Raw genomic sequence first — 26,255 nt, forward strand, 5'->3', positions numbered from 1 at the left:
ATTAATCCACCCTGAATGAATCGATCAGTTCAAGCATCTCCTGTGAAGTATCTGCAAGCTCTTCAGCCTGATGATGAAGAGACTTCAGCGTATTATTGACAGTGATTGCTGCCTCCGCAGAAGCTGTGGATTTTGATTCTACTATCTGTTTAATCGCCTCAACTTTCGCAAGATAATGCAGTTGATTTTCAGAAGGAGCATACATTCTGATGAAATGATCTGCATCATTTAATAATAAAAGTGCCTCCTCTTTTTCATGGCGGTTGATCAGTGCGGTTTCAACGGTGATTTCTGCCAGCCGGTCAGTGGAGTAAACTGCTTCTTTCTCAAGCATGACAGACATTCGTTGAGTCTGAATTGTATAATTGCCCGCTGCCGAGATAATGTTATTCCAGTGACTCGACATACGGTTCAGACTGAGGGACAGTCTGCCAAGCTCCCCCCTGTCCTTTAAAGTACTCCTGGCAGTCAAATCCCCACCTTCCAATCTGGAAACCTGATTAATTAACTCCTGAATCATGCTGGAGATTTTATTAAAAAATTTAATAATCAAAATGATAAATAACACGATTGCAAATAAACGCAGTGACAGAAAAACTAGTGCATTTTGATAGATCGGCAAATAAATAACGGATCGGTCGAGTGAAAAATAGATGGCTGTTGACTCGTCTTTCGAGAGGTAAACCCGGTGATAAGTATCTCCTGTTTCTTCAGACAATGTACCAAGATGTGAGAGCCCGCTTTGTTTAAGTGTGGCGACTGATCCCGCTGTCAATAGCCAGTCACCACCTTGCCCTTTTGAAAAAACGGCTGCCTCTTTTAATACCGGAATAGTTGATTTCATTTCTTCTATCACCTTATTAAATCCTACTGTTTCCTCAATCAGCATGTTTGCATTATCAGCAGAAGATATGATGATATGAAGATCACCTGAACGGTAATCAACTGTATCGTCAGCGTCATATCCGCCTTCAGACAACAGCCCCGGCTCACCCTGACCATCTTCGAAAACAAAAGTCGCCCCGCTTCCACTTTCCACTACCTCAAGCCGATCAAGATTGAATTCACTAAACCATCTTTCTGCTACATCCTCTGTCAGATTGTTTAGTCCGATCCTGTTGATTTCCGCATAAACAAGCCGTGCCGTTAAACTGAGTTCCTGATCCAGCTGCTGATCCATAACACCCTTTACTTTTTCCGTCTGATCAAGCCTGGATAAAAACTCGCTGGAAACAAAATCCGCATATAGTTCCGTATTCTTTTCCACCTGCCGCTGAATCATGAACAGCTGAATACAAATTGTAATGACCGCCACAATCAAAACGGCAGCAAATATCCAATAGAGGAATTGTTTTCGCAATGGTGTGAATGTATTCATCCCCTATCCCTCCTGAATCTAGTAGTGGGGCAAGGCAGAATATTGATCGTTCTGCCGGTCCGTATCCTTTTCTTTATCCATCGGCTGATCAAAGGAAATAATTAAGGTTGTTCCCTGACCCCCGGTATAAAGTCGTAACTTCGAAGCAATTTTCATCATAACGTTAAAACCCTGACCAAGAGATTCCCTGGTGGAAAACCCATTCAGAAGCGTCGCTTTCGGAAGACTTTGAAGGTCAATACCCGGCCCTTCATCTTCAACAATAAAATGAAGTGACTGATGGTGATCTTCAACAATCTTTACGTGCCCGCACTTTGCGTGCTTAAACACATTTGTCAGAGATTCTGACAGCACGAGAAGGCAGCTCATCATGAAGGATTTTGAATAACCTTTTTCCTCAAAACACTGCCGTGCCATGTTTCTGATATCCGCAATATCCGACCTTTTGCGGATCATATATTCGAGCAGTAATTCCCCGTTTTTAAAAAACTCAATTTCTTCTTTTAAAATAAGAAGCAGCTTCTCCTGAGTAGCTGCATAAATAACGTCACGATATATTTCCCATGATTCGGGAACATTTGTCGTACTTACCCCCGGTTTTCCTGAAGGGAATAATTCCTGCTTCGTATCAAAATAAACATCAAGCATGGCTTTTTTTAGATCGTCAGCCACTTTTAACCCGCAAATTCTTTCCGGCAGATCAACCTCTGCGCTTTCCCATTCAATCATTTGAGCTGCTGCTGAAATAAGTGGATCCTCTGCGTATTTGAGCTCCTCCTGTGTACAGGCAAGTACCTGATAAAACAGCTCATCCTGCCGCTGTTTTGTATACCCCATTTTTTCTCCGCATTTCATTGCGATAAATCCGGTCTTTATCCTGTAAAGAAGATGATCAACAGACTGTTCGGATGGCGAGAAGGAAAAAATATTTTTCCTTAACTTCCGAATAACATTAATGGACTGCCAATTCATTTTGATTCACTCCCGAAGTTCAGAATTCCATTGGCAAAAAGCAACATGAACCCACCCGAATCCTGTCTTACTGGATGACCTTTTGATGAAAGCCTGTATGTTTCTTAAAAAAACGTTCACAATATACACAGATCCTGTGATACATGAATATTCCTTCCTGTAATATGTAACAAAAGAACTATTTAATATTACTATTTTAATTCTTTGGCATCACGAAAGCAAATATAAGCAAAAAATGATTTCAATAATTATCCAAACTTTTAGCCTTCCGAAACATTATCCTGAGATCTTTATAAGCCGAATGATTGACAACTTGTATATACACGTAATAGGATGAAGGAGCGAAATGAAAGCGCTGTTTCCCGGAGTAATTTCTTTTAGACGGGGAATATAGGATACAGGGAATTCGTCCTGAATTTGAAAACGTTTACGGGAGGTTAAATGATGAGCGATATTAATCGTGAACAGGTGCGCCAGATTGTTGAAGCAATCGGCGGACAGGAAAACATTGATACAGCTACACACTGCGTCACCAGATTACGCTTTGTTCTCCATGATGAAAGCAAAGTTGATAAGAAAAAACTTGAGTCCATTGACCTTGTAAAAGGATCTTTCTCAAACAGTGGGCAGTTCCAGGTCGTCATTGGACAGGGTCTAGTTGATAAAGTTTATAAAGTATTGGCTGAAGAAACAGGCATTCAGGAAGTCTCCAAGGATGATGTAAAAAATGCAGCCGCAAAGAAAATGAACCCGCTGCAGCGTCTCGTGAAACTGCTTGCTGATATTTTTATTCCGATTCTTCCTGCTATCGTAACGGCCGGTTTATTACTCGGATTAAACAACGTCTTAACCGCAGAGAATCTTTTCGGTCCGGATCCATTAATAGTGACTTATCCGCAATGGGCCGATATCGCAGAAGTCATCAACGTCATAGCCAGCGCGGCCTTTACCTTCCTGCCTGCATTAATAGGATGGTCAGCCGTTAAACGCTTTGGCGGAAATCCATTAATGGGGATTGTACTCGGCCTTGTCCTTGTACACCCTGCACTCTTAAGTGCTTACGATTACCCGTCAGCACTTGAAGAAGGCAACGTGCCAACATGGAATTTATTCGGATTAACTGTTGAATCTATCGGTTATCAGGGACAGGTTCTGCCTGTTTTAGTAGCAGCTTACTTCTATGCTTTAATTGAGAAATTCCTGGACAAAAGAGTTCCAGATTCCATCAAATTGCTCGTAGTAGCACCTGTATCAATTCTGATTACCGGTTTTGCCGCATTCATCGTCATTGGACCATTAACATTTGCAGCTGGTACAGCCGTAACTGGAGCCGTTATCTGGATGTTTGAAAACCTTGGATGGCTTGGCGGATTCATTTATGGTGGATTCTATGCAGTCCTTGTTATCACAGGTATGCACCATACATTCCTTCCGGTTGATCTTCAGCTGATTTCAGACCAGGGAGGAACATTCCTGTGGCCGATCCTCGCACTGTCAAATATCGCACAGGGTTCTGCAGCATTTGCCATTTTCGCTGCTACCTTCTTAATGAAGCGCAAAGACGAAAAGCTTCGCGGACTGGCCAGCTCATCCGGTATCTCAGCATGGCTCGGTGTTACAGAGCCCGCGCTGTTCGGGGTAAACTTACGATACAAGTTCCCATTCATTTGCGCACTGATCGGCTCCGCTATTGCCGGTACACTGCTTGGTGCTAACTTTGTTCTTGCTAACTCAATCGGTGTCGGTGGGGTCCCTGGAATCATCTCTATTCAGGCAGAATTCTGGGCGATCTTCGGAATCGGAATGGCAATCGTTATTGTCGTCCCATTCGTTCTGACACTGCTATACACTATGTTAATTAAAAAAGGTGAAATCGAGTAAAAAAGTCCATAAGCGTTCGCATCTGATGCGGGCGCTTTATTTTTAGGAGATCTGTTAATAAGCCATTAAAAGTGACGGGAAATGGTGAGACTCCTTCGGCAGAGAAGCGACAAGTGAGACAGCGTAATTCGAAGCATTAGCTGCTCACCGCGCGGCCGCGGAAAGCGAACCTTTTCCCGGCACGATTTAAAAAAACCAACTAAGGAGTGACCCAACATGACACAACCATGGTGGAAAAAAGCAGTCGTTTATCAAATCTACCCGAAAAGCTTTAATGACACGACCGGTAACGGCGTCGGTGACCTGAACGGCATCACAGAAAAGCTTGATTACTTAAAAGAACTCGGAGTCGATGTTTTGTGGCTGACTCCTCCATACAAATCCCCGCAGCGTGATAATGGGTATGACATCAGCGACTACTTCTCGATCCATGATGAATACGGATCCATGGAAGATTTCGATCGTATGCTTTCGGAGGCACACAGCCGGGGCATTAAAATCATCATGGATATTGTTGTGAACCATACGTCAACCGAGCACGAATGGTTCGTGGAATCACGCAAATCAAAAGACAGCGAGTACCGTGATTTTTATATTTGGAAAGACGGCAAACCTGATGGCAGTGAGCCGACTAATTGGATCTCTAAATTCGGAGGAAACGCGTGGCAATATGATGAAGCATCCGGCCAATATTACCTTCACCTGTTTGATGTCACGCAGGCAGATCTCAATTGGGAGAACGAGCGCGTACGCCGTGAAATCTACGACATGATGAACTTCTGGGCAGAAAAAGGCGTGGACGGTTTCAGACTGGATGTCATCAACCTTATTTCAAAAAATCAGGACTTTCCTGATGAAACAGGTGATGGTGACGGCAGACGCTTCTACACAGATGGTCCGAAAGTTCATGAATACATGCATGAAATGAACCGTGAAGTGTTTTCAAAGCATGATCTTTTAACAGTTGGTGAAATGTCCTCAACCTCTATTGATCACTGTATCAAATATTCAAATCCTGACCGTCAGGAGCTCAGCATGACATTTAACTTTCATCATTTAAAAGTGGATTACCCGAATGGTGAAAAGTGGACGGTTGCAGATGCAGATTTTCTTCAGCTAAAGGATATTCTCTCAACCTGGCAGACAGGAATGAATGAAGGTGGCGGATGGAACGCATTATTCTGGTGCAACCACGACCAGCCACGCGTTGTCTCGCGTTACGGAAATGACGGAGAGTATCACAACGAATCAGCCAAAATGCTTGCAACCGTGATCCATATGATGCAGGGTACACCATATATTTATCAGGGTGAAGAATTTGGTATGACAAACCCTAAATTTACAACGATTAATGAGTATCGTGATGTCGAGTCTCTTAATATCTATAACATTTTAAAAGAAGAAGGCAAAAACGAGTCTGAGATCCTTGAAATTCTGAAACACAAATCACGTGACAACTCCCGTACACCTGTTCAATGGAACGCTTCTGATAATGCAGGTTTCACAGATGGAACACCGTGGATTCCTGTTGCTAAGAACTATACAGAGATTAACGCGGAAGCTGCAGTGAACGATCCGAATTCCGTATATTATCACTATCAGAAATTGATCCGTCTTAGAAAAGAGATTGATATTCTAACGAACGGTAACTATGAATTATTACTGGCTGATGATCCTTCTATCTTCGCTTATACACGTAACACAGAAAACGAAGCACTTTTAGTGATCAATAACTTCTATGCTCATTCTGTCGATTTTACACTACCTGAAGAAGTGGCTGAACGCTTTAGTGCCTTTGGTAAACCCGACGTATTGATTCATAACTATGATGACGTTAAAGGTGACGCCAATCACTACCCGCTTCGTGCTTATGAGTCGATTGTTTTTCATTTTAAGAAATAATTTTACAATGTAAAAAGCAGTGCAACTCAAGAATGAGTTGCACTGCTTTTATTGTTGGTCACTATTTCAGACCAAATAAATTCCCGCAAAACAAGTCATCATTTCCCAGGAAATATGTCAAAAACCCGCTCATTCCGGAGAGGCAATAAATTGAATCGACGCGATTTTCCAGCCTTCGTCTGTTTCGCGCAAAATCGTCACCTGACGTCCGCCTCGCGTAACTTCAGTCCCTGATGCAGGATCGATCGTTGTCAGCTCAAGATTTGAAAACATTTCAGCTACGCCCTCTTCATAGCCGCTGATCGTTTTTTCCACCACGGTACGGTTCACATCAAACTGCTCAAACACATCTCCGACAGCAGTCCGTTCTTCCTCTTCGTTATAATAATCGTCACCATATAACAGTAGATCAAGATATCCTTCCAGATCCTCATTGTTAAAAGTTTCTATATATTGATCAAATACAGCATTAACTTCTTCCTCAACTTCGGCTGGTACATCTTCTGCTTCCTGAACATTCCCTTCAGAATCGAGCGTAATGCCTGTTTCAGACTCGATGTTCCCTGCAGCTGAATGCGTTTCCTGACCGGCACCCTGTCCTGCCTGTCCATCTGTCACGGAATTCGCATTTTGTTCTTCACGATCTTCACTGCACCCTGCCAGAGCCAATACAAGCAGACCGGCACCCAGCAGTGTTTTCCATGATGTTTTCATCAATCTAAACCGTCCTTTCTGCTATGAAAATTAAAGGTAATTTCCTTACATTTACCTAATAAAGCCCACTATCATATGATACAATAAATAAGGGTGATATAAATGGCAACAACAAATAAATATATGAACATTTTTCAAGAACTCTCAAACGAAATAGAAAACGGTGTATTTAAACCTAACTCACTTCTTCCATCAGAACATGAACTATGTGAGCGTTTTGATACTTCCCGCGAGACGATAAGGAAAGCGCTTACACTTTTATCTCAAAACGGATTCATACAAAAAATGCAGGGTAAAGGCTCTCTCGTTCTCGATATAAGTAAAATGACATTCCCGGTTACCGGCCTTGTCAGCTTTAAAGAAATCCAGGAGTCATTAGGGCGCGATATCCAGACAACTGTCCATCATCTTGCACTGAACGAAACATCAGAATGGCTTTCACAGCAGCTTGAGTCTCCAAGTCAGTCACTTGTATGGGAAGTCACACGAACGCGAACCGTTCAGGGAGAACGCGTGATTCTCGATAAAGACTGGATCCTGCAATCCCACGTCCCTTCTTTAACAGAAGAAATCTGCGCAGATTCTATCTACTCCTATCTTGAGGGTAAATTAGGGCTAAGCATCTCTTACGCAAAAAAAGAAATCACAGTAGAACCGGCTACAGACGAAGATCGGGCACTGCTTGATTTGAACGGCTACAGTCATATCGTGCTCGTAAGAAACTTCGTACACCTGGAGGACACAACCATCTTCCAATACACAGAATCACGGCACCGTCTGGATAAATTCAAATTCGTTGATTTTGCAAGGCGTAGGAAATAATTTAACGGCAATTATAAATCTAATTTACTTCTAAAAAACCGCTGAGATGGCGGTTTTTTGTTATTTGAATGACCATTTGGTTGACACGCGAGCACACAAGAGTCCTTACGACAAAACGGACCAGCATTACGACATATTTACTGCAGCTATCAACAGAAAACGGCTCGCGATTGACAGAAACATACGCCGTTACAACGATTTGGCCTTTACTGGAATCAGGATCGACATAAACAGTGGGGCTAGTGACAGAAAAAAGTGTGCGATCGACATAAATAATAGCGATTACGACAACTCTTTTCTTCTACGAAAATTGACCCCCTCTTTTGTTCCGCGAGCACACCAAGGCCCTTACGACAAAACGGACCAGCATTACGACATACTCACTGCCCCCTTCAACAGAAAACGGCTCGCGATGAACAGAAACACAAGCCGTTACAACGATTCTACCTTTACTGGAATCAGGATCGACATAAACAGTGGGGCTAGTGACAGAAAAAAGGGTGCGATCGACATAAATAGCAGCGATTACGACAACTCTTTTCTTCTACGGAAATAGACCCGCTCATTTGTCCCGCGAGCACACAAAGGCCCTTACGACAAACCGGACCAGCCTTACGACATATTTAATCCCGCTATCAACAGAAAACGGCTCGCGATAAACAAAAACACACCCCGTTACAACGATTCCACCCTTACTGGAATCAGGATCGACATAAACAGTGGGGCTAGTGACAGAAAAAAGCGCGCAATCGACATAAATCGCACCGATTACACAACCCTCCATCCCCCCATCCAATCCCAAAATAAAAAACCGCCCTCAGGCGGTTTTTAAAATTATCGTACCTCTACCCAGCCGTTCTTGATCGCTGTTACAACAGCCTGAGTACGGTCGTTTACATTCATTTTCTGAAGAATATTACTTACGTGGTTCTTAACTGTTTTCTCAGAGATATAAAGCCCTTCTCCAATTCCACGGTTACTCTTACCATCAGCAAGCATCTGCAGCACTTCACACTCACGCTTCGTTAAAAGGTGAAGCGGACGGCGTACTTCAACCTGTTGGAAGTTACCTGTGAATTCAGCTTCAGCAAGACGGCGGAATTCATTGACAAGGTTTACGGTTACTTTCGGGTGAAGGTATGATCCACCTTCTGCAACAGTTTTAATCGCATCAATCAATGCTTCTGAATCCATTTCCTTCAGCATATAACCTAAAGCACCTGACTTAAGTGCATGGGATACATAGTTTTCATCATCGTGAATGGACAGGATAATAACTTTTGCATCCGTATAACGGTCGGTTAGTTTAGCTGTTGCTTCAACACCGTTTACTTCCGGCATATTAATGTCCATTAATACAACGTCAGGATTGTACTCTTCATAAAGTTCAATGATTTGTGAACCGTCTTCTCCTTCACCTACGATTTCAAATGTTTCTTCAAAATCAAGAATGCGTTTTACACCTTCGCGAAATAACTGGTGATCATCAACAATTAGAATTTTTGTCATGGTTGGTTCCCCCTCAATCTTTACTGTAACGGCACTTGAATAATAATCGTGGTGCCTTTTCCCGGATTTGAATTAACTGTCAGTTTTCCTGCAATGAGTTCTACTCTTTCCTTCATCCCGACAAGACCAAAGGAGCCCTGTTTCTTTTCGGTTGGATCAAAGCCTTTGCCATCATCTTTGATAACAGCTGTAATCGAGTCGCGGCGGATTTCCACTTTGACTGCTACTTCCTTTGCTTCAGCATGCTTGATCGCATTTTGAACTGATTCCTGGATTAATCGGAAGAGGGAAACCTCATACTTAGCATCCAGTCTGGAATCCTCTCCAACCTGGGTAAAGGATAATTTAGTACCATTGCTATATTCTTCGATTGAGCTCAGGTACTTTCTGAGGGTAGGAATCAGACCAAGGTCATCCAATGCCATTGGACGCAGATCGTAAATGATTCTTCTTACCTCTGATAAAGCAGCCCGAACATTTTTTTTGAGACTTTTAATCTCAGCTATCGCTTCTTCAGCGCCTTTTTCTTTATACACCCGTTCAATGAGGTCTGAACGCATCAGTACGTTCGCCATCATCTGGGCAGGCCCGTCATGTATTTCCCGGGAAAGTCTTTTTCGTTCTTCTTCCTGTGCTTCAATAATCTGCATCCCGAATTCCTGTTTCTGTTTGGCATCCTGTAAAGCTGCCCCTACCTGCTTTAAATCACTGTTCAAATAGGTTAGGACAACAGTAATTTGGGTGACCAGATTTTCTGCACGTTCAATGGTTTCGACCATGCCCAGTAATCGGCGCTCAAGATCATCTCTTCGTTCTCTCAGCTGTTTTTCTTCTTGTCGGTTAACAGAGAGTTTCATCTGGAGGTCGTGCGCCGTTTCGTACGCCTGTCGGACCTGTTCTTCAGAAAAATCTTTAAAGTGGTGACTTACCTCTGCCAGACGTTTCCTGGCAAAGCGTGATCGCCGCTCAAGATCGTCTCCAATATAAATAACGTTGGTTATTTTTTCACGGATCAATGCAAGTTCGTTGACCAGCAGATCATAATCGCTCCTGGTTTGTTCACCTATCTCAAAAATTTCTGACTTACTGCGGTCCACAGTCTCGATCATTTTACCCAGAATCGTATCAAGCATCTGGGTATCTATACTGTTTGCGGACACATGCCAGACTCCTTCCTCATTATCATATCTTTACAAAAAATTATACTGTTAAACCTGTAAAATTGAAAGTATTGTGAAGAATAAACTTTCGCACCACCACATGTCGAAAATAGGTGATCTTTTTGTTATTTCAATATATTTATATAAGCCTCACCTAATCAATGAGACCTTATTCATTATAACATCATCATTTTGTCGCGATATTAAAGTTGCATTACAATTGACGCATATGACATTTCACCTTTGTTTCATCATTGCAAAAAATGACGAACACCTCTATTTCTTGTTATAATGGCGTAATAAAAGGTCACGAATTAAGGAGTTATGACACAAATGCTAAAAAAGTATTTAACTGTACGTGGATACAGCGAAAGTGAAATCACGATTCAAAAGTCACGCTTTATTACGTATCTGGAAAGAACTGAAACGGAAGAAGACGCACAGGCGTTTATACAGAAGATAAAAAAGCTCCATCCAACTGCGAACCATAACTGCTCTGCTTATATGATCGGTGAGCACGACCAGATTCAAAAAGCGAATGATGATGGAGAACCATCCGGTACAGCGGGTGTTCCAATGCTTGAAGTTCTGAAAAAACGGGAATTAAAAGATACAACGGTTGTCGTTACCCGTTATTTTGGGGGAATTAAGCTCGGAGGAGGCGGTTTAATTCGCGCGTATGGTAAAGCTGTTACAGAAGGCTTATCAGCTGCAGGAGTCGTGGAAAGATCGTTAAACCGTGTTGTTACAACCAATATTGATTACACTTGGCTCGGGAAAGTCGAAAATGAAGTCCGTTCCTCGAAATATCCATTAAAAGAAATACGCTATCTCGATGCAGTAGCTGTTGACACTTATGTAGAAGAGGACGACTTGGAGAAATTTGTCGAATGGATGACGGAGATGACGAATGGTCAATCTGAAATCCAGATTGGAGAACAGGAATATTTAGAGAAACAAGTCGAATGATATCATCTAAATGTAATATAAGTTTCATTTTACGGATGCCGGGAAAACAAGTACAATAGAGATTGGCGATCTTTTCGTCGTGTTATGACAGGTTTTCCTAGTCATTAAACTGTTGATTTGGAAATCCCAAGCAAAGGAGCTTTATAAGTGAATGGATAGAAAAACCTTTAAAAAACAAAATAAAGCAAAAAAGACCCGAAAACGTATTCTTATGATTTTGTTACCAATCTTTATACTGTGTCTATCTGGTCTGGTATATGGCGGTTATTTATATACAAAGGCTCAGGATGTAGCAAATGAATCATTTGAAGCAGTTGAAGGCCGCGAACAGTCGGACTTGCGGGAAGAACAAGTGAATCCAGATGTTGATAATGTATCAGTTCTTTTTCTTGGACTCGATGAAAGTAAAGCACGGGAAGATATGCCCGGCTTTGAAAATGGTATGGCAAGAAGTGATGTGATGATTCTCGCTACACTAAACAATGAAGAAAAAACTGTTAAACTCACAAGTATCCCACGTGACACTTTGGCTTATATTGATGAAGTTGGATATGAGGATAAAATTAATCATGCACATGCTTTTGGCGGACCGAGAGCTTCAATGGAATCTGTAGAAGATTTACTAGGCGTTCCAGTCGATTACTATGTCAGACTAAACTTTTATGCTTTTATGGATGTAGTTGATGCGCTTGGCGGAGTGGAAGTAGAAGTTCCATTTACGATGTATGAACAAGATTCATCTGATCAGGCAAATGCCATCGTTCTTGAAGAAGGGCGTCAGACATTAAAGGGTGAAGAAGCACTTGCTTTCGTTCGTTCAAGGCATCAGGATAGTGATATCGCCCGAGGTGAACGTCAGCAGGAAGTAATGGAAGCTATTTTATCAGAAATGAAATCAGTGACTTCCATCAGCAGCTATGCAAATGTAATTGATGCGATTGGTGATAACTTAAAAACGAATATGCGTTTCTCTGAAATGCGCGAATTTATATCGTATGCTACGAATTCAAACCTATCTGTAGATACTCACACACTTCAAGGTGAAGGTGTAATGCTTGACGGTACTTTCTTTTATCAGGTAAGTGATGAAGAATTAGCAAATGTCCAGGAAGATTTGCGAAATCATTTGGACCTGCCATCTTATACTTCTGAAAACTCTTCATCAGAAGATGATGAATTCAGTACAACTGACAACACACAATCGGACACAGATGATAGTGATACTGAATAGAAAAAAAGCACCCTTAATGGGTGCTTTTTTTCTTGATTTTTGATCTACTCTGAAATATATGACGCCTCAAACTAACAAACAGTATAAGATTATACAGATTGCTTAAAACATGCCCTTGGTAATCGAAAAAATAACCTGACACGGATTAAACATTTAAATCATAATACAAAAAAGCATCCCGTAACGGGATGCTTTTTTGTATTATGACCGGCCTCTTGCACTTCTTGCGCGGATCATTTTAATCAATGGCTGATAATCTTTATTGACTAATCCGATGCTTTCGACAAATAATTCAATCGCAATCAGCATAACCCCAACGACAAGTACCGCTCCCCAAACAGTCGACATGGAGAAAAGCAGTGCCGATACGCCAAATGTAGCGGCAATAGCATAGATGATCAGGACTGTCTGTCTGTGAGTGTATCCCATTGCAAGAAGTCTATGATGCAAATGATTTTTATCAGGTGCAGATAGAGGCTGTTTATTAACGTATCTGCGTATTATAGCAAAAATCGTATCTGAAATCGGAACTCCCAAAATAATAATTGGAATAATCAATGAGATAATCGTTACATTTTTAAATCCTAATAATGCCACTACTGAGATCGCAAATCCCAGGAAAAGTGCTCCAGTGTCACCCATGAAAATTTTTGCAGGATGGAAATTGTACAAAAGAAAACCGAGCACACTACCTAAAAGCAGTAATCCCATAGTCATGACAAAAACATTTCCATCTAACATAGCCATTAAACTGATTGTTCCTAAGGCAATCGAAGAAACACCTGCCGCCAATCCATCCAGACCATCAATCAGGTTAACCGCATTAGTAATTGCAACAATCCAGATGACCGTCATCGGAATACTGAACCATCCAAATTCAAGCTGACCACCAAATGGTAAATTAATGAACTCAAGCTGCACTCCGCCCAAAACAACTACTAAGGCTGCGGCAATCTGTCCAAGTAATTTTACTTTAGCTGAAAGCTCACGGATATCATCCAGTACGCCAACAGCTACAATAATAAGACTTCCGAGAAGTAATGGCATTGCAGCTTCGTTTTCAGGACCTAATACAACAAATCCGATAACAAATGCTAAAAATATTGCCAATCCGCCTAATCTCGGCATGATTTTCTGGTGAACTTTACGGTGGTTAGGTTTATCAGTTGCCCCCACGATGAAGGCTAATTTCTTTACTAATGGTGTCAGTAAAATCGCACTGACAAAACAAATGAACATCGTTAAATAAAGCATACGTTTCCTCCTTGAAAACGATTCGTTTTCTTAATTGGAAAATGATAGATTGCATAAATCAAAGAGATTATAGCATACTTCACAATGAATAGAGAATAGGGTTTTTTACGAATGAACAGTTTGTCCCATCATAAGACCTGTACAACTTACTAGACGTTTTAATAAGTCAGATGGTTTCACCTTCGTAAAAATTTTTTAACCATTTGAATAAATTTGTTTTTCTCTATCCATAAAACCAACATTCCCAAACATAAGCATGTGATTGCAAATCCTACAAATAACTGGATAACGAGCTGATCAAACAAATCTGATACTAATGTAAAAATACCACATAATGTGACAGTTGAAACCAAAATTTTTATGACAGCAGTGCCTTGCATAGGTTTCAGACCCAGTTTAGACCAGCCAAACCATAGTAAAATAAACAGCTGGGTATAGCCACTAATCGTCATCCCCCACGCAATGGCCTCTGCCCCATATATCGGAGCAAAAAGGATAATAATAAGTCCATTTACAATAAATACATTAAATGCACTAATAAATACAGCCAGCCAATTCCTACTGTGTGCATAATAGAATCTGGTTAAGTAAACATTAATGGCATGAGCCGTCATTCCAAGAACAAAAATCATAAGCAGATCTGCTGTAAAAGCGGTTGCCGTCTGATTAAAGGCCCCATATTCAAAAACAAGGGAAATAATCTCATTTGAATAAAAATAAACAAACGTACTAACAGGGAGCATTAGCATTAACAAGTAGCGAATTCCTTGAACATAGACACGTTGCAGTTCTTTTTTATTTTGATCCGTAACCATTTTACTGATGAGTGGAAATAATACAGTGGTTACAGCAGTAATCAGTATACTTTGAGGAATTTGGATTAGCTTGGAAGAATAGTTCAGCGCTGCAATGGTACCTTCGCCCATACCTGATGCAAACACACGCTGAAGTAAGAAATAAAGCTGGATTGTTGCTCCTCCTAATAATATTGGCAAAACCCTCCATAAATAGGTAGGTAAGACCCTGATATGATCCTGTTTGAAAAGAAAGTACGAAAAGTGAAGATTTTTTTTCCTCAGATCCCACAATAAATACACATACATGACTACCGCTCCAGCGAGAACAGACCATGAATATGCTTCAATCCCTACTAAAGGCTGAAATATGAGTGCTCCACCAGCATAGATCACATTGAAATACAACGGCGCAAAAGCTGAAGTTTTATAGTAACGGTTTGCATTTAGATATCCTGTAAACAGCATTGATGTGGTAAGAAAAAAAGTGCCCAGCGACATAATTCTGAATAAATCAGATGTTAAGCCAGCTGCGACTGGATCCAATTGAAAAAAGAGCTTCATAAAAAATGACGGGAATAAAAAAAACATTATGGATATACCGGCTATCGTCAGGCCGATATAAGTAAATATTAAAGATACCACGGTATTTTTTGTCTGGTCCGGCTGATTAACGTATGTACTAATAAAAGCAGTTGTGAGAGCTCCTCCAACTGCTAAATAGAAAAAGTTAGGTATCGTATAAGCGGTGATAATGGCATCTGCCTGAAAACTCGTACCGTAATGAATGCCAATAGCGATTTCCCGAACAAATCCAATCAATCTGGCTATCAGATTAATTACAGCAACGCTTCCAATTATCGTAAGCAGATGCCCAGGTTTTAAGGACTGCATAAAAATCATCCGTTCAGTTTACTCATTTTGATCAATAAACGTCTCTAATATAGAAAGAATCTTCACCCTGCCGCTCGTAAACGGTTCAGGCTGAAAGACCCGTGCTTCTTTAATTGTAAGGCCAAGATCATCTTCATCTGTCCATTTTAGCAAATGGTTGGAGTTTGAGAATTGCTCAACAATTTCTATTTGATGATCATCATTGTGCTCTCCATATTTTTTTAACCGAGGTACCGCTATCATTTTTTTACCAATTTTAATCCCCTGTGTGATAGATCCAGTCCCTCCATGTGTGATAATTAATGAAGCTTGATCATATAATTCTTCCATTTGCTGATATGACATAAAAGGAATAAAAGTCATTTTTTTACTTTTAAAAGCAGTATGTCCATTTTGAACAATCACTTCTTCATCAATAATTCCTGCATCTATTTGTTTTTCGACTTGCTCCAGCAGCCTTTTGAAGGGCAGCTCATGGGTGCCCAGTACAACAAGTATCAATAGATTGAACCCCCATGCACCGCTTTCGGATAATGTTTTTTCATTGCCTCCCATTGTACAATAAATAAATCCGCAATGGGGTACACCATTCTCCCTGAAAGCGTTGGTGTTGTCGTTTTGGCAAAGCTCTCAATAAATACAACTTTTTTACCAAAAAGCTTTGCAATGTAACACATCGGAACGGCCGTATGTGCACCGGTCGTGATCACAACGTCCGGCTTTAATTGTAAGAAGTAAATAAATGAACGGATGACATTATATGAAAATTTAAATAGATACTTTATTGGGTAGTTTCTCGCACCATAGACGAGAAAGGACATATTATTATTATACTTTGTACGTAGCTCTTCAGTGATCACAGATCTTTCTGTAATGATATGATAATCATATTTTTCAAACAGTGGTTTAAGCTGAAGTAATTGCGTCAGATGACCACCCACTGATGAAATGAAGAGTACCTTCTTTTTTCTTTCTGTCATTCCTATTATCCTCCATTAGGAAAATAAGACCTCTTAAGCTCCTTAATGACTCTTTTCTGATCATTTAGTTCAGCTTTCCTGAAGCCGTTTTCCCTGAGCCTTTCCCTGTATTCCGTATCGTTGAGAAGTGTTCTGACTCCCTCTGCCAATGACGCCGGATTTTTAGGCTCTATCAGGTGACCTGATTCCTGATCCAGTAAATAAGGTAAGCCGCCTGTCCGGCTGGCAATGACGGGAGTACCACAGGACATGGCTTCAAGTGCTACCAGTCCGAACCCTTCGATATGTGAGGGAAGGATGAATGCGTCTGAGGCTGACATCCAGACTGCAATCTCTTGTTGATTTTTTGTTCCTACATATCTTACCACATCATCAAGATTTCGTTTACTAATCTCACTTTGAAGTCTTGATAAAAATGCCGGACTTTTATTAGCACCGATTAAATGAATCGAAGTCTGCTCAAAATCTCCACTTTGCTTTAATTGATCCGCAGCAGCAATTAGGTCAAGCAGACCTTTTTGTTCGATCATGTTTCCGACAAAAAGAAGGTTTCTGCTGTTTTCAGACCATCCTAATTTGCCTTTGGATTCATTTTTATCAGAAGGCTTGAAGACAGAACGATCAACACCCATGTTTAATAAAAGAGTTTTTTCTTCAGGTACTTTAAACTCCTGAAGCATCGTCTCATGTAATTGATGTCCAACAGCAATTGCACGGTCACTCTCATGGAGAATTTTTTTCGTCATTGAATGAATGACTGGAGAGATTCTGGCCATTTTATCCAGGTCTCCGCCGTGTGACGTCACAATCATTCTCGTTTTAAAGAGCTTTTTATAGAGCATTGCAAATACGCCGCTCGGAAATAAATAATGAGCATGAACAATATCCGTTTTTTTTCCGTTAGTCAGTAAATAAAGCAGGTTATGTAAAGCCCATATGCCATACTTTCTTAGCGCATTGAATTTACCTGACCTTGGATCTGTTATCGCCAGGACTTTAACATCGTAGCCTTCTGCTTTTAGAGCTTCTACCTGATTTTTAACAAAGATCCCGAAAGTGGGGTGCTCCTGACTTGGGTACATATTCGTAATGACGACAATTTTCTTAGTCAAGTTCCACACCTCCGATCAATTTTTTCTTTAATTGTTTAGGGAACTCTGTTGCTTTTTGATGAAGTTCTTCGGAAACAGTCAGGATATCACCCTGGTGTCTGTCCCAATTAAGATTCATCTCATTTACCATGTGTACGAGATTAAGCTCATCAAGCTGATCAATTTCACAATAAAATGACTCCTGATTAATAGATGAAGTAAACGCTCCGACTTTTCTATGATAGCCCACACCTATTACAGGTGTGCCGGTACGCACTGCCAGGATCAATGAATGAAGCCTCGTACCAATAATCAGGTCCTGTTTAGCTGAGAAAGCCATAATATCTTGAGGTTTCATGTTTTTTTCAACTAATGATGTAGCATTCCCGTGAAGCATTTTTTTCTGAATATCGTTTACAACCTCTACATCCTGTGGATACTTGGTCGCAAAAAACGTGATCTCTGCCTGCTGTTCTTCAATAATCCGGTCAAGGTTCCGGGCAAAACCCGTTATGTATGCCTGGTATTTTTCTTCATTGTGAACCGGCCAATATTGTTTACTGTAATAAGGTACAGCAGTCACACCGATTTTTCGAAGTTGATCCGTTTTGACTCTCGCGCGATTCCATGTCAATCCAAAGGCAGGATCTGTTGCGAGTTGTATCGGATTTGTCACACCTATTCTTTCAAGAAGTTCTTTGGATTCCTGATCCCTGACAGAGATGATGTCTGCTGAAGTCGCCATTTGTTTGATCAGCATCGTACCGAGCGGTGTTGTAATCGGACCCGCTCCCACTCCCCAAATGACTGTTTTACATCCAAAGCGCTTTGCTAAAAATGCCGGTACACTATAGACAGGCGCATCCCGTTTATAAAGGTCCATTAAGAGACCTCCCCCACCAATGATGAGGAGGTCCAGTTTCCGTATTGTGTGAATATGGGATCGAATAGTGGCTGTAATGGCCGCGATCTTCGATTTTTTGCGCGCAATAAGCGGTACCGATTGAACCTGGTGCTCTTCAATTGTCTTATGTGGATGATTGCTAAATACAACAACATCTCTTCTATTTATGCCGGCATGTTCTTCAAGACTTTCAAGTATTCCCGCCAGAATGGCTTCATCGCCATTGTTATCGTGTCCGTAGTTACCGACTATTCCAATTTTCATATCATCACCTGGTTTCCTGTCAAATCTGCAATATCCCCATTATATCAATTAAACGTGGAGGATAAAAACATAAAAAAGAACCAGTTTGCATCAGGGCAAACTGGTTCAGATCAGCAAGTTTATTTCAGATTGTAATAATCTACAATTCCGTCATAAATAGCTGTTGCATATATCTCCATATACGCGGAGCTCGTAAGTTTGGCTAAATCACTTGGGTTTGTCATAAAACCTAATTCCACCAGGATCGCAGGGATGTTCTGATTTCTCAGCACATAAAAAGCTTCAGATTTAATACCACGATCTCTCATACCTGCTCTTGTCACAATTTCCCTTTGAACCTCTCTTGCTAAATAAGAACTCTCAACCGCATTATCGTTATATTGAACATCATAGAATGTTTCAGCACCCGAAACGGTTGAATTCCCAATTGCGTTAGCATGGATACTTACAAAAATCTCACCGTAATTACGGTAAGCAAAGTCAACGCGATCCTGTAGAGAAGGGAACGTATCACCTGTTCTTGTCATTTTCACATTAGCACCTGCTGCCTTAAGTTTAGCCTCTACCCGGCGCCCTACTTCCATGTTAATTGCTTTTTCTGTATATCCATTAACAGTCGCACCAGGGTCTGTTGCACCATGTCCTGGATCGATGACAATGATTCGATCCTTCAGAATTGAACCGGAGTTATTAAGAAGTTTTAAATAAGTCTTGTTAACGTAACCTGTCGTACCATTTGCTTTGATCTTTGCCCAGAAACCGTTGATAGACTCCACAGTTACGCGATCATTAAGCTTTACTGTTGTTACGATAGGATGAGCAGTCCCTGCACCTGAGCGTACATTTAAAGAATCAGCTGTCACTTTACCTGTAAGTGCGCTCGTTGGCGTTGGAGTTGGTACATCAATCGTTACATATGCTTTATGAACAAACTGCGGAAGACTGTTATGTTCGATTTTAAGCCAATCGCCTTGTGTACCATAAATCACAACTTTGTTACCATTGTTAAGTTTCCCTGTAATTTGAGAAGTTGAAGAAGGCTGCGAACGTACATTTAAGCCATTCGTATTTACAGTTCCATTTGCCGTCGGAGCACCTAATGGATGTCCTGCATAATCAAGAAATGTTACATATGCTTTATGAACGTATGCCATTTTACCATTATAGTCGACCTTTGCCCAATCACCTGAAACGCCGTATACAAATAACCGGTGTCCCGTATTCAACTTCCCAAGAACCGAATAAGATGTTCCTGCGCCAGATCTTACGTTCAGACTATCCTCTTTTACTTCCAACCTGGCAATATAAGTATCTTGGGTAGGGGCCGGAGATGGTTCCTGCACAGCTAATTTAAAGTCTTCACTCAAACTTCTGCTCATAAATGCAGCAAATTGAGCTCTGTCTACATCCTGATTTGGCCTGTATAATCCATTATTAGCACTTGAAATTCCATTGTAATAGAGTGCATTGATAAAACTGAAGGCCCAATGTCCTGAAGAAGCATCAGTAAAAACTACCGGCTCCTGAGCTGCAGCTACATCATCAAGATCAAAAGCAACAGAAAGAATTTTACTCATTTGAGCTCTTGTTAAGTAACCGTTCGGATTGAAATTCCCAGAATCGTTCCCGGTGAAAACTCCTAATCTTGCAGCACGCTCAACCCAGCCTGATGCCCAATGGTTCGGCTGCACATCATCAAATGTAGGAGAGGTTACTTTCAGCTCTGTCTGACCTTTTGCCATTACGATCATTTTGGCTGCCTGAGCCCTCGTTACACTATTATTCCATTTATAGAGAGTTGACCCATTTTCTTCATAGCCTGAGATTATTCCTAAACTATGTAAATAATGAATTTCATCTTTTGCCCAGAAGTCTGATTGAATGTCATCAAAGATGGTCGAGGCTTGAGTGATGTTCCCTGGTATCAAAGAACTAAAAACAAGGAAGAGTACAGGAATAATCATAAGCCTACCTAATTTTTTCACACGTTTTTCTCCTTTCAGGTGGTTAATATTGTAACATTGTAATTCTACCAAAATACCAGCGTCAATTCTATGTTACATTTCTCATCTTTCTGACAAATTCGTCACTTTCATAGTTTAAATATCGGCATGACAGGGAAAGTTATATATTCTTTTACTTAAAAAAGGTTCTATTTTCCTAACTATTTTTTAAAGTTCTGCATTTAAAAATTCAATAAATAACTATTTCATATGACAAAAGCAGCCCGCCATTCCGGACTGCTTCTGTATTATCTGTTTATGATTCTGTATAAGAAGGCACTAAATTGACTTCTTTTTACATGATTATTTGGTTTATAGTAATTCCCATCGTAAAGATTCGTAATTCCTGATGCGGCTAATGCATTAATTTCCTTATGAGCCCAAAATGAAGCTGGTGCATCTGCAATCGGCTCGCTGTACATGCCTGTTAAATTATATGCTCTTGTAAGGATTGCAGCCATCTGGGCTCTTGTTAACGGATCCTGAGGATCATAACGTGTTCCATTGTCTCTTCCTGTAATAATGCCAAGGTTCGCGACTGCAGCAATCTCTTTATAATACGTATGACTTTCACTCACATCCTGAAAGCCGGGGTCCTTTACATTATCTGTAGAGAGATCCATCACCCTGGACAACAAAACTGCAGCGTGTGCTCTTGTAAGAGTAGCCTCCGGTTTAAAAGTTCCATCAAGATAACCTGTAATTAGTTCTCTTTCAGTCAAAAACCCGATTTCTTCTCTTCCCCAATAGTTATTAGCTACGTCTTTGAATATTGGTTCTGCATGATCTTTTCCAAACTCAGCTTTTAGATCATCCAGGTAAATTGTTCCTGTTCCTTGTTTTTCAGCTTTCGGTTCCGCAACATAAATCTGATTTACTTTTATAGGACCGATCGCTGTCCCAGGAACGGATGCTTTTACATACTTCCAGCCGTTCCAATTAAGCATTCCTTCTTCTGTAAAATTAATCGTCAAACTTTCTCCTGAAGCATCAGTGATCTTCCCTCTCAACCAGTGCCCGTTGCCATCTCCGTATACCCAGAGTCCAATGTAGTCAGGAGTTCCAGCTATCGTGACAGGGTTTGTTGCATTCACATATGCGGCAGTTGTACCTGTTTCACCTGCTGAGAAATCATAGTTTAATCTTAGAGAAGAAGCACCTTCTCTTGATGGAACTGACCGACTGCTTCCCGGGAATGAAATAGATGCATCAGCCCTCGCTGTACTCACACTCCACATGCCTGCCGATTCAAGAGAATCAAGTTTAATCGTTCCAGAAATAACATCAATCGTTGCAGAACTTGATAGACCCCTTACAGTTGCTGTAACAGTTGCTTTACCCGGGGTACTTCCAGCTTTATAAATTCCATTAGCAGAAATGGAGCCATTACCACTCACTTTCCATGAAATTGAAGATGAGTCAACAGATATAGCCCGTCCATTCGCATCTGTCCCTTGAACGGAGAGCTGAACAGTGTTTTCAGGCGATAGATATTTTGTACTGTTTGATAGACTGATTGCTTTTAATGTATCTGTTACTTCCATTGGTATTCTATGGATTGCGTTTCCTTTCTTTGCCACTATAGCTCCTTTCCCAGGTGCAGTAGCAATGAAATAACGCCCATCCATGCTGCCGATATTACCTTCGACCGAATAGTCGATATCTTCCTGTTTAAAAGTCAGGTTATGACGATTAATATCAGAAATATAATTGACCGTCATTAGTGACCTTGAACCAACAGGTATCTTTCCGCCAGCTTCAGAGTTCGCAGATAAATATGCCGGTTCCATATAAGGAGCTTTGCTTACAGCACCAAGAATAGCTGAAACAGAACGCATTTCCCCGTTAGAAGTAGCATTAATCATTTGTGGATATGCATAGCCATAAGGTCGAGCTACCATTGTAGTAGATCCCCCACCATCAAGATTAAGAGCCTGATATGCCCCAATACTCACTAAATATTGAGCAAACTCATTTAAAGTCATACCAGCACTTGCAGTAGTAGCATCAACAGTCACAAGCTTTACTTTTGTTCTGGTCGAATCTAAAATAACAGCTGTTCTGGCTGCTCTTTGAGTGGCACGTGAACTCGCAGGATCAATCGTCATATTAACTTTTCCATTTTGAACTAAAAGCGGACCACTGCCAAGGATGTATTCTGAATTTTTCCATTTATCCTCAACATTCATTGTTAGATTAATTGTGTCACCTTTTTTAAGTGATGTATATTGAGAAACATCCGTTCCATGAACAGAAATCACGTATCCATCAGACGGCAGCGGAGCATTTCCCGCACCCGGCAGTCGTACACTGTCCACCTTACCTGATATAGTCTCTCCCAGCATAGAACCGTTCTCAAGCTGTTTGGACAATCCGCGAACAACGACCTCAACACCATATGTATTTTGTCTCGTCCCATCAAATCTCCAGGCAGGAGTATAAATGATCGTTTCATTCGTTTGTCTTGTTTTATTGACAGAGGATACATTTAGTTTTTTTCCATTAAATTCGATCGAGGAATCATAAGAAAAAGTACTGATCAAAGGCTTCCCTGAAGAATCCACACCAAATGCAGATGGGATACTCATATATTCGTGCATCCCTGTTGAGATCACTCCAAAGGTAGAAACCCTATTGTCTTTAGCAACTAAATAAGCTGGAAGCGCCGTATTAAAGTGAAAAAAAGACGCGTTAACCGCTCCTACCATATGGTGATTATTTTGAGTTAGCCTTGAAGCCTGTGTTCTAACCGTATCCAGTGAAGTTAATGGATTTGGAATGCCAATATCTACGCTTATATATGGCGATGTTGTATCAATATCCAAAATATTAGATATTTGACCTCTGGCATTATAGGAAAAAGTATTTTGAGTATGCTTTACACCTGGGGTTACCTCGTATGTTGCCGCAGAAGCCTCTCCCCCGCCATTGACCATTGAAACTCCTATCAAAACCGTGGCTATCATACAAAAACGTTTGAACGATCTTGTTTTATTCATAGTACCTCCATATAAGTTGATTCTGGTTGTAAATAACCATTTCACCCTCTAACCTTTTCCATTTTAGTAGATTACTGATCGAAAATACAATGAGATAAAAGTAACAGTATTATGATATTCGTCATTTTAATGAAATTGATTTGAAATACTTTTGCATATTCGTCATACAATTAGGGTAAATGCCTTATACTATAGTAAAGAATTAGATTGGGGGAACACCTTTTGAAATCGTCTCTAAAGTTACATTTTCTTACTCCTTTTGTCCTTTTTTTGTTTATCTTTTTTCCCTCTAATACTCTTGCCTCTGATCAATGGATTCTTCATTTCAAAAATGCTTCTGACTTGGAAGAAACAAAGGAGTTTATCATTCACACTCATGAAATAATTGGAAGTGTTAATAATTCACTGCTCGTTTCAGGGGAAAAACCACACCATCGTCTTATAGAAAAAATAGAAGTAAACTATGAAAAGCAAGCTGTAAAGGATGAGATTCCTGACCCGTTAATACAAAACCAATGGGGACTTGGTGCTATTAACCAGCAAAACGTTCACGGTCTGTTTCCTGAAAAACCGGGAAACCTACTTAAAGACAACTTAATCGTTATAAACGGCAATCAGGAATTAAAAAACAGCTCATCATTTAAGGCTTCAAAAATTAAAATTGATATGTCGGAATTATCACTCTCGAGGTTATCCATCGAGCTCTCCGCTGCACAAAAGTGGGGATTTGAAGCCAGGGATGATAATGGAGATTTAATATCCTTAAATGAAGGGACATTCAAAAAGCTGGATCTATTACTTCCACATGATTTGGATACATCCTATATTGAATTGACATTACTTAACTCGCAAAATATCCCTTCTGTTTTTACAATTGAAGAACTTTCAGGAGTTGACAACCCCATTGTAGCTGTACTCGACTCAGGGGTCACCATGCACGAGGATTTTTGCTCTAACGTTCTGTACAGTCTAAGCAAAGACTATACAAAAGAAGAAATGGATTGGGCCATAGATACATACGGCCACGGAACCCACGTGACCGGCATCCTGTCTGCTTGTCATGATAATGGAATGGGCATATCAGGCGCACTGGGCAATACTCCAATTGATATACTACCTATGAAAGTATTGAATTCCCGTGGTGCAGGCTCTGATTTTCAGATAAGCGAAGCTTTATATGATGCGATTGAATTAAAAGTAAGCGCAATTAATATTAGTATTGCTGGAAAAGGAGAAACATTACTGCTTAGAGATGCCATTTTGTCAGCTGCAAAAAAAAATATCCCTGTTATTGCAGCTGCAGGGAATTACAATTCACTTACGACTGATGTTTACCCTGCCTCATATCCGTCTGTCATTACAGTAAGCGGGATTAATCAGGCGTTTCAAAAAGTAAATACCTCCAATTTCGGTTGGGAAGTAGATATTTCTGGACCGGGTTTTGAAGTGATGAGCACATATACATCACCTCTTTACAAAGCACTTAACGGTACTTCTATGGCTACACCATACGTCACCGGGGCTGCTGCAATATTAAAACATCAATATCCGGAAGACCTGTTGATTCACACACGCGAGAGACTGTTTAATTCAACCAGGGATATTATGACGAAGGGTTTCGATTTACAGACGGGGCACGGTCTGGTTCAATACAGCCCAAAGGATTGGGCGGTTCAACCTGAAGAAAAGTTTGAATGGGTAAATTACCGTGATGGTCAGCCGTTAACATTAAAGGAACTTCACCATTTAACAGACCGGTCATTACTTCAAAAAGACCTTTTAGTGTATGCTAACGGAACAGAGATAAGCAAAACTAAAATTAAATCAAATTACCAATCTATCGCAATAAACAGCTTCACCAAACCTACAGTAAAGTTATTTAGCGTGGTTCTTGACGGTAACAGGATTCTGCATCAATCATATTTAAACCTTACACAGCAGAATGCTCTCTCAGATTCGTTTACAGACGTCCCAACAACACATTGGGCTTTTAAAGAAATCAGCGAGTCAAATAAACTTGGAATTGTAAATGGATATTCTGATCAAAGCTTTAAACCAAATCAATCAATCAGCAGAAGACACGCTACGATGATTCTTAACCGTCTTTTCCAATGGGATTCTCTCGAAAGCATGGATTCCATGTTTGCAGATATTAATGATTTTGATTTTATCAGCCGACATTCAATATTATCTGCTAACAAAGAAAAGGTAATAAACGGATATTCATCAGGAGAATTTAAACCGGAGAACCCTTTATTGAGATCTCAGATGGCTCTGATTTTATATCGCGCGTTACAAATCGAAGACACTACTGATTCCAAAGACCTAAAATTTTCAGACGTTTCATCCTCTGATGAATTTTATCAGGCTGTTTCTTCTCTTACTAAAGCTGGAATTATTACAAATCAGGATCAATTCCGACCATATGATGAAATTACAAGAGCTCAATTTTCCGCAATGATATCAAGGTCTAATCAATATTTAACACAAAAAAAGAAAGAGACAGCACAGTAATGGCTGTCTCTTTCTTTTCG

The 26,255-nt window shown here is 40.5% G+C and carries 19 protein-coding genes; 6 read left to right on the forward strand and 13 right to left on the reverse strand.

All coding sequences use genetic code 11. From position 1 onward, the window contains the following. Nucleotide 1: 1 nt before the first annotated feature. Both H7968_RS00560 and H7968_RS00565 read right to left on the reverse strand, forming a co-directional pair. Nucleotides 2-1,378, reverse strand: coding sequence for a methyl-accepting chemotaxis protein (locus tag H7968_RS00560; RefSeq protein WP_227394310.1), 1,377 nt, complete (start codon nt 1,376-1,378; stop codon nt 2-4). A gap of 18 nt (nt 1,379-1,396) precedes the next feature. Continuing rightward, a complete protein-coding gene (locus tag H7968_RS00565) occupies nt 1,397-2,350 on the reverse strand; it encodes an ATP-binding protein (RefSeq protein ID WP_227394311.1) in 954 nt (317 codons plus the stop codon). Nucleotides 2,351-2,794: 444 nt separating this feature from the next. Between H7968_RS00565 and treP the strand changes: the two genes are divergently transcribed. Together treP and treC are read left to right on the forward strand one after the other, a co-directional pair. Continuing rightward, nucleotides 2,795-4,231 carry a PTS system trehalose-specific EIIBC component gene (gene treP, locus H7968_RS00570; protein ID WP_227394312.1) on the forward strand — a complete coding sequence of 479 codons (1,437 nt, stop codon included), beginning with the start codon at nt 2,795-2,797 and terminating at the stop codon, nt 4,229-4,231. Between the two features lie 216 nt (nt 4,232-4,447). Continuing rightward, nucleotides 4,448-6,133, forward strand: coding sequence for an alpha,alpha-phosphotrehalase (gene treC, locus H7968_RS00575; RefSeq protein WP_227394313.1), 1,686 nt, complete (start codon nt 4,448-4,450; stop codon nt 6,131-6,133). A gap of 129 nt (nt 6,134-6,262) precedes the next feature. On the opposite strand, the gene H7968_RS00580 is transcribed toward treC, so the two are convergent. Beyond that, on the reverse strand, nt 6,263-6,847 hold the full coding sequence (locus H7968_RS00580) for a nuclear transport factor 2 family protein (RefSeq protein WP_227394314.1): 585 nt from the start codon (nt 6,845-6,847) through the stop codon (nt 6,263-6,265). A gap of 102 nt (nt 6,848-6,949) precedes the next feature. On the opposite strand from H7968_RS00580, the gene treR reads away from it, so the two are divergent. Continuing rightward, the gene (gene treR / locus H7968_RS00585; protein WP_134375767.1) at nt 6,950-7,669 is read left to right on the forward strand and encodes a trehalose operon repressor; all 720 of its coding nucleotides are present in this window, start codon (nt 6,950-6,952) and stop codon (nt 7,667-7,669) included. 834 nt (nt 7,670-8,503) lie between these two features. Here treR and H7968_RS00590 read toward each other — a convergent pair. Together H7968_RS00590 and H7968_RS00595 are read right to left on the reverse strand one after the other, a co-directional pair. Beyond that, the gene (locus H7968_RS00590; protein ID WP_227394315.1) at nt 8,504-9,178 is read right to left on the reverse strand and encodes a response regulator; all 675 of its coding nucleotides are present in this window, start codon (nt 9,176-9,178) and stop codon (nt 8,504-8,506) included. A gap of 20 nt (nt 9,179-9,198) precedes the next feature. After that, complete coding sequence (locus tag H7968_RS00595; protein ID WP_227394316.1) at nt 9,199-10,338, reverse strand: sensor histidine kinase; 1,140 nt, start codon at nt 10,336-10,338, stop codon at nt 9,199-9,201. Nucleotides 10,339-10,671: 333 nt separating this feature from the next. Between H7968_RS00595 and H7968_RS00600 the strand changes: the two genes are divergently transcribed. Beyond that, complete coding sequence (locus H7968_RS00600) at nt 10,672-11,307, forward strand: YigZ family protein (protein WP_227394317.1); 636 nt, start codon at nt 10,672-10,674, stop codon at nt 11,305-11,307. A 151-nt stretch (nt 11,308-11,458) separates the two neighbouring features. After that, nucleotides 11,459-12,538 carry an LCP family protein gene (locus H7968_RS00605; protein WP_227394318.1) on the forward strand — a complete coding sequence of 360 codons (1,080 nt, stop codon included), beginning with the start codon at nt 11,459-11,461 and terminating at the stop codon, nt 12,536-12,538. A 201-nt stretch (nt 12,539-12,739) separates the two neighbouring features. On the opposite strand, the gene H7968_RS00610 is transcribed toward H7968_RS00605, so the two are convergent. From H7968_RS00610 to H7968_RS00645, 8 genes are all read right to left on the reverse strand, one after another. Next, nucleotides 12,740-13,792 (reverse strand): glycosyltransferase family 4 protein, encoded by a 1,053-nt coding sequence (locus H7968_RS00610; RefSeq protein WP_227394319.1) that lies wholly within the window; start codon nt 13,790-13,792, stop codon nt 12,740-12,742. A 176-nt stretch (nt 13,793-13,968) separates the two neighbouring features. After that, nucleotides 13,969-15,489: a murein biosynthesis integral membrane protein MurJ gene (murJ, locus tag H7968_RS00615; protein WP_227394320.1), complete on the reverse strand. Its 1,521-nt coding sequence runs from the start codon at nt 15,487-15,489 to the stop codon at nt 13,969-13,971. Between the two features lie 9 nt (nt 15,490-15,498). Continuing rightward, nucleotides 15,499-15,981, reverse strand: coding sequence for a PssE/Cps14G family polysaccharide biosynthesis glycosyltransferase (gene pssE, locus H7968_RS00620; protein WP_227394321.1), 483 nt, complete (start codon nt 15,979-15,981; stop codon nt 15,499-15,501). Further along, a complete protein-coding gene (pssD, locus tag H7968_RS00625; protein ID WP_227394322.1) occupies nt 15,978-16,460 on the reverse strand; it encodes a PssD/Cps14F family polysaccharide biosynthesis glycosyltransferase in 483 nt (160 codons plus the stop codon). The genes pssE and pssD overlap by 4 nt, the downstream gene beginning before the upstream one ends. Before the next feature lie 5 nt (nt 16,461-16,465). Then, complete coding sequence (locus H7968_RS00630) at nt 16,466-17,572, reverse strand: glycosyltransferase (RefSeq protein WP_227394323.1); 1,107 nt, start codon at nt 17,570-17,572, stop codon at nt 16,466-16,468. Next, a complete protein-coding gene (locus H7968_RS00635; RefSeq protein ID WP_227394324.1) occupies nt 17,565-18,719 on the reverse strand; it encodes a polysaccharide pyruvyl transferase family protein in 1,155 nt (384 codons plus the stop codon). The genes H7968_RS00630 and H7968_RS00635 overlap by 8 nt, the downstream gene beginning before the upstream one ends. Before the next feature lie 119 nt (nt 18,720-18,838). Beyond that, nucleotides 18,839-20,704, reverse strand: a complete 1,866-nt coding sequence (locus H7968_RS00640; protein WP_227394325.1) for an N-acetylmuramoyl-L-alanine amidase — start codon at nt 20,702-20,704, stop codon at nt 18,839-18,841. Nucleotides 20,705-20,970: 266 nt separating this feature from the next. After that, nucleotides 20,971-23,766 (reverse strand): S-layer homology domain-containing protein, encoded by a 2,796-nt coding sequence (locus tag H7968_RS00645; RefSeq protein ID WP_227394326.1) that lies wholly within the window; start codon nt 23,764-23,766, stop codon nt 20,971-20,973. 177 nt (nt 23,767-23,943) lie between these two features. On the opposite strand from H7968_RS00645, the gene H7968_RS00650 reads away from it, so the two are divergent. Next, on the forward strand, nt 23,944-26,235 hold the full coding sequence (locus H7968_RS00650) for a S8 family peptidase (RefSeq protein WP_227394327.1): 2,292 nt from the start codon (nt 23,944-23,946) through the stop codon (nt 26,233-26,235). Nucleotides 26,236-26,255 lie beyond the last annotated feature (20 nt).

This window comes from Jeotgalibacillus aurantiacus (assembly GCF_020595125.1).
Classification (GTDB): Bacteria; Bacillota; Bacilli; order Bacillales; family Jeotgalibacillaceae; genus Jeotgalibacillus; species Jeotgalibacillus aurantiacus.

What these genes read in the sequence shown, in the direction of transcription:
- H7968_RS00560 (WP_227394310.1), bottom strand. Translation starts at nt 1,378, where the DNA reads ATGAATACATTCACACCATTGCGAAAACAATTCCTCTATTGGATATTT.
- H7968_RS00565 (WP_227394311.1), bottom strand. Translation starts at nt 2,350, where the DNA reads ATGAATTGGCAGTCCATTAATGTTATTCGGAAGTTAAGGAAAAATATT.
- treP (WP_227394312.1), top strand. Translation starts at nt 2,795, where the DNA reads ATGAGCGATATTAATCGTGAACAGGTGCGCCAGATTGTTGAAGCAATC.
- treC (WP_227394313.1), top strand. Translation starts at nt 4,448, where the DNA reads ATGACACAACCATGGTGGAAAAAAGCAGTCGTTTATCAAATCTACCCG.
- H7968_RS00580 (WP_227394314.1), bottom strand. Translation starts at nt 6,847, where the DNA reads ATGAAAACATCATGGAAAACACTGCTGGGTGCCGGTCTGCTTGTATTG.
- treR (WP_134375767.1), top strand. Translation starts at nt 6,950, where the DNA reads ATGGCAACAACAAATAAATATATGAACATTTTTCAAGAACTCTCAAAC.
- H7968_RS00590 (WP_227394315.1), bottom strand. Translation starts at nt 9,178, where the DNA reads ATGACAAAAATTCTAATTGTTGATGATCACCAGTTATTTCGCGAAGGT.
- H7968_RS00600 (WP_227394317.1), top strand. Translation starts at nt 10,672, where the DNA reads ATGCTAAAAAAGTATTTAACTGTACGTGGATACAGCGAAAGTGAAATC.
- H7968_RS00605 (WP_227394318.1), top strand. Translation starts at nt 11,459, where the DNA reads ATGGATAGAAAAACCTTTAAAAAACAAAATAAAGCAAAAAAGACCCGA.
- H7968_RS00610 (WP_227394319.1), bottom strand. Translation starts at nt 13,792, where the DNA reads ATGCTTTATTTAACGATGTTCATTTGTTTTGTCAGTGCGATTTTACTG.
- murJ (WP_227394320.1), bottom strand. Translation starts at nt 15,489, where the DNA reads ATGATTTTTATGCAGTCCTTAAAACCTGGGCATCTGCTTACGATAATT.
- pssD (WP_227394322.1), bottom strand. Translation starts at nt 16,460, where the DNA reads ATGACAGAAAGAAAAAAGAAGGTACTCTTCATTTCATCAGTGGGTGGT.
- H7968_RS00635 (WP_227394324.1), bottom strand. Translation starts at nt 18,719, where the DNA reads ATGAAAATTGGAATAGTCGGTAACTACGGACACGATAACAATGGCGAT.